The 8,973-nt window shown below is 65.5% G+C and carries 15 protein-coding genes; 14 read left to right on the top strand and 1 reads right to left on the bottom strand.

Annotated features, from left to right (window positions below):
- Nucleotides 1–25: 25 nt before the first annotated feature.
- A complete protein-coding gene (locus ACFQE0_RS26180; RefSeq protein ID WP_378974930.1) occupies nt 26–847 on the bottom strand; it encodes an XRE family transcriptional regulator in 822 nt (273 codons plus the stop codon).
- Between the two features lie 5 nt (nt 848–852).
- On the opposite strand from ACFQE0_RS26180, the gene ACFQE0_RS26175 reads away from it, so the two are divergent.
- From ACFQE0_RS26175 to nusG, 14 genes are all read left to right on the top strand, one after another.
- The gene (locus ACFQE0_RS26175) at nt 853–1,053 is read left to right on the top strand and encodes a helix-turn-helix domain-containing protein (protein WP_378974928.1); all 201 of its coding nucleotides are present in this window, start codon (nt 853–855) and stop codon (nt 1,051–1,053) included.
- 129 nt (nt 1,054–1,182) lie between these two features.
- Nucleotides 1,183–1,365, top strand: a complete 183-nt coding sequence (locus tag ACFQE0_RS26170; protein WP_378974926.1) for a hypothetical protein — start codon at nt 1,183–1,185, stop codon at nt 1,363–1,365.
- A gap of 148 nt (nt 1,366–1,513) precedes the next feature.
- A complete protein-coding gene (locus ACFQE0_RS26165; RefSeq protein ID WP_378974924.1) occupies nt 1,514–1,981 on the top strand; it encodes a hypothetical protein in 468 nt (155 codons plus the stop codon).
- 3 nt (nt 1,982–1,984) lie between these two features.
- Nucleotides 1,985–2,389, top strand: coding sequence for a LexA family protein (locus tag ACFQE0_RS26160; RefSeq protein ID WP_378974922.1), 405 nt, complete (start codon nt 1,985–1,987; stop codon nt 2,387–2,389).
- Nucleotides 2,390–2,435: 46 nt separating this feature from the next.
- A complete protein-coding gene (locus ACFQE0_RS26155) occupies nt 2,436–2,855 on the top strand; it encodes a hypothetical protein (protein WP_378974921.1) in 420 nt (139 codons plus the stop codon).
- Between the two features lie 247 nt (nt 2,856–3,102).
- Nucleotides 3,103–3,369 (top strand): crossover junction endodeoxyribonuclease RuvC, encoded by a 267-nt coding sequence (locus ACFQE0_RS26150; protein WP_378974919.1) that lies wholly within the window; start codon nt 3,103–3,105, stop codon nt 3,367–3,369.
- Complete coding sequence (locus tag ACFQE0_RS26145) at nt 3,366–4,634, top strand: DNA-methyltransferase (RefSeq protein ID WP_378974917.1); 1,269 nt, start codon at nt 3,366–3,368, stop codon at nt 4,632–4,634. Before ACFQE0_RS26150 ends, ACFQE0_RS26145 begins: the two co-directional genes overlap by 4 nt.
- A gap of 4 nt (nt 4,635–4,638) precedes the next feature.
- Nucleotides 4,639–4,875, top strand: a complete 237-nt coding sequence (locus ACFQE0_RS26140; RefSeq protein WP_378974915.1) for a hypothetical protein — start codon at nt 4,639–4,641, stop codon at nt 4,873–4,875.
- A complete protein-coding gene (locus tag ACFQE0_RS26135; RefSeq protein WP_378974913.1) occupies nt 4,872–5,081 on the top strand; it encodes a hypothetical protein in 210 nt (69 codons plus the stop codon). Before ACFQE0_RS26140 ends, ACFQE0_RS26135 begins: the two co-directional genes overlap by 4 nt.
- The gene (locus tag ACFQE0_RS26130; protein ID WP_378974911.1) at nt 5,068–6,537 is read left to right on the top strand and encodes a replicative DNA helicase; all 1,470 of its coding nucleotides are present in this window, start codon (nt 5,068–5,070) and stop codon (nt 6,535–6,537) included. Before ACFQE0_RS26135 ends, ACFQE0_RS26130 begins: the two co-directional genes overlap by 14 nt.
- Nucleotides 6,538–6,539: 2 nt before the next feature.
- Complete coding sequence (locus ACFQE0_RS26125; protein ID WP_378974909.1) at nt 6,540–7,166, top strand: hypothetical protein; 627 nt, start codon at nt 6,540–6,542, stop codon at nt 7,164–7,166.
- On the top strand, nt 7,163–7,468 hold the full coding sequence (locus ACFQE0_RS26120) for a hypothetical protein (RefSeq protein WP_378974907.1): 306 nt from the start codon (nt 7,163–7,165) through the stop codon (nt 7,466–7,468). The genes ACFQE0_RS26125 and ACFQE0_RS26120 overlap by 4 nt, the downstream gene beginning before the upstream one ends.
- 195 nt (nt 7,469–7,663) lie before the next feature.
- Complete coding sequence (locus tag ACFQE0_RS26115; protein ID WP_378974905.1) at nt 7,664–8,020, top strand: hypothetical protein; 357 nt, start codon at nt 7,664–7,666, stop codon at nt 8,018–8,020.
- Nucleotides 8,021–8,077: 57 nt separating this feature from the next.
- Nucleotides 8,078–8,914 (top strand): transcription termination/antitermination protein NusG, encoded by an 837-nt coding sequence (gene nusG, locus ACFQE0_RS26110; RefSeq protein ID WP_378974903.1) that lies wholly within the window; start codon nt 8,078–8,080, stop codon nt 8,912–8,914.
- Nucleotides 8,915–8,973 lie beyond the last annotated feature (59 nt).

The raw sequence follows: 8,973 nt of genomic DNA, 5'->3' as shown, positions 1-8,973 counted from the left end.
CTGCCTGTGGATTACGGGGAAACTATCACGCTGGCGTAGGTGATTGTCTGCGCCGCGGGCTTCTTCGAACGCGCATTGATACATCCCGCACAAGTCCAATGACTTCCAGCGAGTTCCACTCATTCGCTTCGGGAGAGAATGGCACTTTGATTGGGCGATGCTTCTTATTTGCTGAGCGCGGACAGAACCAAACCTCGTCGTCGTGAAGTTCAACTTCTTTCACGGACCATTCTCGCAGGTGACCGCCTTCGCGCGTCCGCTGAATCACGACTACCAAACCATCAGTGATCGGCTGGCCGGTTTGCTCAAAATCTACGCAGATCACCCGGCAGCCATCAGGCATTGGTGGATCGGCGGCATCCATGCTGTCGCCTTCGACCGTCAGGGCAAATCGACGTGCTTTTGGATAATCTTCATCCTCTAATTCAAAAACATACTCAGGCTCGGCATCGTCAAATTCGACGATTTCACGAAACACACCCGCCGCCGTCGTCCCGATCACCGGAACCGGAAGCAGCATTTTCTTCGCAGAACCCGATGTCCATGAATATAGAGTAGGTTGTATCTTCCTTTCACCTATCAAATCCTCAACACTACAATCAAGAGCTTCGGCAAGCTTGAATATTTCGCTAATTTTTGGCTCTCGCTCCCCGCTTTCGAAGCGAGAAACTTGCGACACGGATAGATCAACCATCGAGGCGACCTGTTCCAGCGTAAGGCCTTTGGCTTTTCTGCGAAGTTTTATTTCAGGGAGATCCATCTGGCGAAAATCCCCGGCGCCCGCTCCGCAATCCAGAGCCAATCGGCAAACTTCTGGTTGACTTTTTTCGCCAAATGGCAAATCCATGAGGAATGGACCTCGCTGCATACCTCGCGAAGCGCAAGATTAAGGCTGCGGTCTTCGCGGCGGAGATCGGCGTGCCGCCGTCGACGATAACGCGGATCCTTAAGGGTGAGCGTGATCCCCGAGGTGCGACTATCCGAAAGATTGTCGAGGGATCCGGCGGCGAGATCACCGCTGCTGATTTTATCTGTCAGCCAGAGGCCGCTTGATGGCCGGCCTCATCCCCATACCGGCGGCTTGCCGAACCGGGGCCCCGTGCGGGCACGCCCTCCATGGCGTTTTTCTCCCTGCACTGGCCGGGGCCTTTGGGCTCCGGCCTTTTTCGGGGCGCGCCTGAAATGGCCGCGCAAATCGTCTTTCTCAGCCTCGCTGTGATGTGCCTGTTCAGCGCCGGATTTGTCGGCGGCCTGGGCTGGGGCGTGCGCGCGAGCGACGGGTTGCTGGATCGATCTGTCGTTCGCGCCACCGCGACCATGCTTGGCCTCGGCCTCGCCTGCCTCATAGCCGGAGCGGTCGCGTGAGCACCGCCCGGCTTCCTCCTCCCGCACCTCTGCCTTCCCGCCTGCCAGCTGTCGGCCGGGGTGCCTGTGTTGCCGTGCGTAGCCGTCGCTCTGTCCATCTCGGTCGCTCCGCTCCGGTGCAATCACATTGCACTGGAGCATTCCCGAGATGTCGGAGACCCGTACCGAGCATTCGGAAAAATCGTCCGAGGGCTTTCGCCTGATGCCGACCGACGTCGCCTCACGCCTGCTGCACGAAATCGCCGAGCCACGACCGGTCGGCGACACCGTGAAGGCCGCGATCACACGCGCGGCCAACGCAATGAACCAGTTTCTGCCGAAGGAGAGGCGGGTCAGCTATGGTCGTGCCGAAGATATCTGGCGGCGCGAAGCTCGCCGGATCGATGCCGCCGAGATGGACGCCATCCGCTCGGCCCATGAGCATCGAAACCGCACGCTTCGTGAGGAACTTCGAGCGGCTGCGGCTCTGGCGGATCGCCTTGAACGCTTGGCCGCTCAAGCCATTCCGTCGACCGATCTTGCGGCACTTGATGAGGTCGTCAGTACGGCTCGGCAGGCGAAGCGAACGGCGCGCGCGCTTCGCGACCTTGCTGCGGCAGAGCGGCGAGGACTCTGACCGATGGCCGCCTCGCACATGGGCCTGACCGGCAAGGCGCGCGAACTGCTCGACTTCATCGAGCACTCCGTCCGTCAGCATCGCGTCCCACCCTCATACGAAGAGATGCGGTGCGCTCTCGACCTGAAGAGCAAATCGGGGATCGCCCGGCTGATCGCTCAGCTTGAGGAGCGCGGGCATATCCGCACGCTCCCCGGCCGCGCCCGCGCAATCGAACTGCAATCCACCGCGTCCGATGCCGTGATGCTCCCGGCCGATCTCTATGCCCGCCTGTCGGCCGAGGCGGCCCGGTGTGGGCGAACTGTCGAAGACGTGGCCATCCTCGCGGTCCGTGCCTTCGTCGACGGGCTGCCTGCCGTGCGCGCTGACGTCGATGCGCCACCGCGCGTCCACCGCTTCCCCGGCTGACCAGCCCGCCTACGCGGGGCGCTCCCGCGCGACATGGAGGCCCGCGATGGCCGAGAAGCTGAAAAGCACGAAGAGCAAGAAGCAGACGGGCGTCGCGGCGCCGGTCCTGCAGAGCCTCATCGGGGTCTGCAACGGGCACAAGTCCAACATGGACGCCGCCCGCGGCGAACTCGGCGCCGCGGTCAAGAAGGCCGAGGACGTCCATGGCGTCCACCGGAAGGCCTTCAACGACTGCCGGAAGCTCTCGCGCATGGAGGACGCGGCCCGCGCCGATTACCTTCGCGCCTTCGACGACTACCGCGCGAAGCTTCAGCTTAATTCGCCGCCGGATCTGTTCGAGTCCGCCGAGGAGGGCGACGAGGAAAAGCGCCGCTCCGAGCAGTCCGCGAAGGCGAAAGCCGACGACGAGGCAGTCGAGCGCAACACCAAGGCCCTGCGCGGCGGCATTCAGCAGCTGGCGCACTGACCATGGCCCTGCCGAAGATCCTGACCCTGGACTTGGCGACCCGTCTCGGCTGGGCCTGCGGGGCGCCTGACGCGGAGCCGCACTACGGCTCGTATCGGCTCCCGTCGACCGGGAACGGGATCGGGCGCTTCGGCGACGCCTACGATCAATGGCTCCTCGACATGATCACGCTGGAGAACCCGGCGCTGGTCATGTTCGAGGCCCCTTCGTCAGTGGGACCGGCAACGCGAACACGGCCCGCAAGCTCATGGGGCTTTGCTGGCAGACCGAAATCGCCTGCTACCGCCGGGACGTGCAGTGCCTCGAGCACGGCAACTCCAGCGTGAAGAAGACCTTCGCCGGGCACGGGCACGCCACCAAGGGCGACATGATCGCCATGTGCCAGCGGTTCGGGTGGGACCCCAAAGACGACAACGCGGCCGACGCTCTCGCGCTCTGGGCCTGTGTCGTTGATGAGAAGGCGCCTCGCTTCTCGCGGCTGCGGCTCGGGCCGCTCGGCGGGAGGGCGGCATGACCGTCCGCATACTCGTCGGCGACGTGCGCGAGCAGCTTCGCGCTCTTCCCGACGCCTACTTCGACAGCGTCGTGACCTCGCCACCCTATTGGGGGCTGCGCGACTACGGCGTCGTTGGCCAGATCGGGCTTGAGCGGACGCTGGGCGAGCACATCGCCGTCATGGTGTCCGTCTTCCGCGAGGTTCGGCGTGTGCTGAAACCTCGAGGCACGCTCTGGCTGAACTACGGCGATTGCTACGCCGCGTCGCCAAACGGCCGGGCCGCTGCCGACGTGGTCGGTGATGATCGGACGTTTCGAGACAAGCCCTTCTCGACGGTGGGGCCGATCTTCGACCCGGCATACGCGCGCACGCTGCGGGTCGGCTCGTCGAACAACATGGGCAACGGCGCGAGCGACCACGGCGGACGCATCGTGGCCGGCGGCTACCTTAAGCCCAAAGACCTCTGCATGATCCCGAACCGGCTCGCCATCGCCCTCCAGGATGATGGGTGGTGGGTCCGCTCAGAGATCATCTGGCATAAGCCGAATCCGATGCCGGAATCGGTCTACGACCGTCCGACCTCGTCGCACGAGAAGGTCTGGCTGCTCTCAAAGAGCGAGGACTACTTCTACAATCACGAGGCGATCAGGGAGCCGGTCACCGGTGGCGCGCATGTCCGCGCGGCGGCCCGCGGTACCGACACCGGGGTTGGCTGGGGTCGCCTAGACCGCCTTGACCCTGATCAATCCGACCGAGGGCGAAACCGGATCAAGCGGCCTGGGCCGAACTCGCGCCAGAACGTCGACCGTGTACCGGTCTCGCGGAAGCTTGCGCGGCCCGGCAGCGGCACGAAGAACAACGCGAGCATGGATGCAGCGCTCGCAGAACTGAGCCTGTCGCCGCTTGCTACCCGCAATGCGCGGAACGTCTGGACGATCGCTCCTCGAGCTTATCGCGAAGCGCACTTCGCGACCTTCCCGCCTGCACTCGCCGAGCGCTGCATAAAGGCGGGCGTTCCATCTCAGGCCTGCGGTCTCTGCGGTCATGCGCTTCCCCATCCCGGGTGCCACGGCCTGTGCAGCGTCACGCCGCCCGTCCCAGGGCGCGTCCTCGATCCATTCGGCGGTGCCGGGACAGTTGGGCTCGTCGCGGATGCACGCGGCCTCGACGCCACGCTGATCGAGCTCAATCCAGAATATGCGGCGATGTCGGCCAGACGCATCGGCTCGGCCGCGATGATCGTTGGCGCGCCCGCCGCCGCCCTCCCGATAGCTGCGGAGTGAGCCGATGCGCTGGGCTCTCATCCGCTCCGGCACCGTCGCCTACGCCGGCACCTACGAGCAGGTACTCGAGGCGGCCGAGCGCTACGGCCTGATCTCGCACGTGCTCGACGACCCCCGCGATCCCGAGCCGGGCCGCGGCTTCTACGCCGACGGTGTCGAGATCCCGCCGCGCCTGTCACGGGACGCGATCATCATGCCGGAGGACATGCTTCCAGCTCGGCTGAAGAGGCGTGCGGCATGAGCGAGCGTGTCAGCATCGACGAGCAGATCTCCGAGGTCAGCCTCGTCATCGTCAACCGGAAGGCTTGGCTCGGCCGCCGTGAGGAGCTGACGCGGCAAGGCAAGACCCTGCCACCCGACACCGGCTGTACGGCGGCCACGCTGCCCGGCCTGGAAGCAGCCCTGCGCACTCTGGAATGGGTTCGGGATCACCATGCCAAGCGGTAGCAACCCCGTTGCGCTTCTCGACGACTTCCGCGTCGGCCGTGCCGCGGCGCCTTCCGCGCAGACCAACCCGATCGCCGATGTTGATGTCGAGCAGGCCCTCATCGGCACCATTCTCGGACACCCAGAGGTCTATCCGCGCGTCGAAGCCCTGGTCGCCGTCGAGCACTTTTACGAGCAGCCTCACAAGATAGTGTGGGCCGCCATCGCCGATGTTGTTGCGGCGGGCGACACACCGAACCTGATGCGAGTGCGCGCCGCGATCGGCGCCGAGGTGTGGGGCCAGGATTTCGGAGGCAAGACCTTCGGATCCTACCTGACCGGTTTGGCCATCGACGGCCTGCCAGCCCAAGCGGTCGAATACGCCCGCATCGTCCAGCAGATCTGGCAGCTACGCGAGCTTCACGCCGCGACGGGCTCGGTGACGCCGGGCACCGGGTTCGTTCCGGGCCCAGCGCTGGATCGGATCTACGCCCGCATCGACGCGATCCGCTCGGCGTTCGTCGACCGCAAGGTGACCTCGGTCAGCCTGGACGAGGCGAGCCACGCGCTCGTGACGGACATTCAGGCAAGCCTGCAAGGCGAGGACCGGCCGCCGCCGTCCTGCGGAATCGCGGCGCTGGATGAGGAGATCGGAGGAGGCCTGCTCCCGTCCTTCCTCCTGACCATCGGCGCCAGGACCTCGGTCGGCAAATCGGTCGTCGGGGTCGAAATGGGCCGTTGCGTGGCCAGCGGCGGTCACGCTGCGATCTACCACTCCCTGGAGATGTCGCGGAAGCAGATCGCCGCTCGCATCGCAGCCAGCCACCTGTTCGACCTCGGCGTCGAGATCTCCTTCTCGCAAATCCAGAAGCGTCGGGCGCTGAACGACCGGGACGCCTACCAAGTCGCGATGGCCGCCCGGGATACGCGCGATCTACCGTTCCACATCGAGGACGGCGGCGGGCGCACCATCGGCGACATTGCGGCGTCGACCGATCGGCTGGCCAACTTTTACGCCCGCCGCAACATCCCGCTCGGCCTCGTCGTCATCGACCACGCGCACATCGTGAAGTTCTCCCGCAACTTTAACCGCGAGGACGAGGGCTTCAAGGAAGTTGCCGACGGCGCGCTCGCCCTAGCCAAACACCTCGACACGACGGTGCTGCTTTTGGCGCAGCTGAACCGCGGGCCCGAAACCCGCGAGGACAAACGCCCCGGCCTTGCCGATCTGCGCGGCGCAGGAGCGTTCGAGGAGGACTCGGACGCGGTAATCTTCCTCTACCGGCCCGCCTATTACATCGAGCGCTCCCCGGCATTCCGGAACGGCGAAGCGAAGGCGATCGAGGACCATCGCGCCAATCGCCACGGGCTCGAATTCATCATCGACAAGAACCGGGCCGGCCGCTCGAACCACATCGTGCGGGCCTGGATCGATCCGGCGCTGAACGCCGTCCGCGACCTTCATTTCCGAGGCTGATCATGGCGCGTATCCGCAGCATCCATCCCGGCTGGTTCACGGACGAGGCCTGGGTCTCCGTCTCTTTCGAGGCGCGGCTCCTTGGCATCGGCTTGTGGACCGAATGCGACGATCAGGGCGTGTTCGAGTGGAAGCCGATCACCATCAAGATGCGGCTCTTCCCCGCCGATAACCTCGATATGGCGGCGCTGCTGGCGGAACTGGCCGACGCTGATCTGATCCGGCAGTTCTCCGCAGGCGGCAAGAAGTACGGCGCGGTTCGGAACTTCTGTCGCTTTCAGCGCCCCAAAAAGCCGCGCCCGGTGCATCCCATCAATGGTGAGTTCCGAACCTACGTCGGCTCAGACAAGCCGAGTGGGGAACTCGACGACATTGAAGATGAGGCTGGTGGGGAACTCGAAGAGGTTCAACCGGTCCCGATTCCGCAAAAGGCGGAAAAGTCAAAACAGATGGAGGTGGAGGAGGAGGGGGAGAGGAATAGGAGGGAGAAGATACCAGCGCCGGTCGTACGCGCGATCGTACGCGAGGCGAGCTCGCTTCCGAGGCCTCGGCGCCCCTGCCCGACGAGCCCGAACTCGGCCTATGGCTGCGAAGCCAGGTCGGCACAGAGCCCGTCGTCACCGACTTGAACATCCGACCGATCCAGGCGCTGCTCGACGAGGGGCTGACCCGGGCCGACATCGCCGCGGGCATCGCAGCCGCCATGGACGATCGGGAGTTCCGGCCCCGCAACTGGCGCTCGCTGGTCGGCTGGATCCGGCGGGCCGCGAAGGATCGGCTCGAGGCGGCGCCCAAGGCTCGGCGAACGCACCGGCAAGCGCCCGACGAACCGACCCGCTTGCCGACGCCCGACGACGTCCGAAAGCATCAGCTCACCATGGCGGTCGACCACTTCCGGGGTCGCTGGCACCCTGCTGGCCGACGACCCTGAAGCCCGATCACCCCGACTGCACGACGCCGGAAGAGGTGCTGGACGAGGCGCGGTCGATCGTCGACGCCGAGCGGGCGATGAGCCCTGCCGAGCGGGCGGCAGCCAACGGCTACGCCATGGCGCGGCACTGAGGGGGCAGGCCATGGCCATCAGCGTTGCCAAGCCCAGATTCGGATCGGCTCACAGGAGGTCTGAATGCCCGAATCCCGAATACCGGCAAGGTTCGCCGAGATCTGCTGGAACGACGATCCGACGCGGCCAGATCGTGCCGGCGGCAGTGACGTCCTGGTTCTCGACCGGCGGATGCGGCCCGATCGTCGCGTCGGCGATCCGAAATACCTGTCGTGCTCAGCAGGTGCCATGTCGGCCGAATGGACGACCGGAAGCCATGCGCTGGATCACCCTGCGGGCGTTTTCGCGTCGGTCTGGCTCTGCCGAGACGCTTCGCCGGACGCGATCCGCGCTGCGCTGGTCCAGTTCGCTCACGTCGCGGAATGCGACTGGGCCCGCCAGATGCTTGCAGCCTTCGATCACCGCGACGGGCTGGAATAGCCCCGCGCTGCTTTGCGCTCGTCGCTCTTTGACCCAGACGGCGACGGGAGCACAGCGATGACGCGCAGACTGACCCGGAAGCAGCGGTTGCGGCTGAAGCGCGAGCAGGAGGCCGCCCGCAAGCGGTTCGATCGCCGGGGCTACATCGGCCCGGCCGGGAACGGCGACCGCCCGGTGCGCGGCGACGGTCAATCCGAGAGCCCCCGTGAGCGGCACCAGCGCGAGATGCGGGAACGCGAGGCCGAGCGCATCGCTGCTCGCCGCGCCGAGCACGATCTACCCGAGGGCAAGGTCTGGATCATGGTCGAGGCCTGTGTCGGTCACGCCCACGACCTGACCGAGCGGCTGCGCAAGGCTGAGATTCCATTCTTCCGGCCGACCGACGACGTCGAGCAGAGGCTGGCCTCAGGACAGGTCCGCAAGATCCGGATGCCGCTCTTCGACCGGACCGTGTTCGTCGGGCTGGCCTACCGCGAGCAGCTGGAGGAGCTTGCCGCCGAGCATCCCTGGCTGATGGAGCGGCGGGTCTTCGGCACGCTTGGCCTGCGTGACGACCGCGAATGGGCCTGGACGGTCGAGCACGTCGAGCGGACGGAATCGCTGATCGACGGCGCAGGCCACGAGCGACGCGTCCCAGCCATCCTGCCGGTCGCGCTGCCCGATGCCGAGATGCGGCGCTTCGCCAATGCGCTGATCGGTGCGGTTCCAATCCTCGACGACCACGACCGGATCGAGATCGGAGAGCACGTCATGGTGGTCGATGGCCCCTTCGCCAGCTTCCCCGGCATCGTCGAGGAGGCCGACGATCGGCTGAACCGGTTCAAGGTCGCCGTGTCGATCTTCGGGCGGGCCACCCCGGTCGAGTTGGAGCGGGCGCAGTTCGAGCGGGCGTGAGTCTTACGCATCCTTAAACACGTAACTTTAGAGATATTACATGTTTCTACCGCATCAAT

This window comes from Methylobacterium komagatae (genome assembly GCF_042661665.1).
Taxonomy (GTDB): domain Bacteria; phylum Pseudomonadota; class Alphaproteobacteria; order Rhizobiales; family Beijerinckiaceae; genus Methylobacterium; species Methylobacterium komagatae.
The sequence above is the reverse complement of the archived record's forward strand: the minus strand, read 5'-3'. Positions and strand labels throughout refer to the sequence as shown.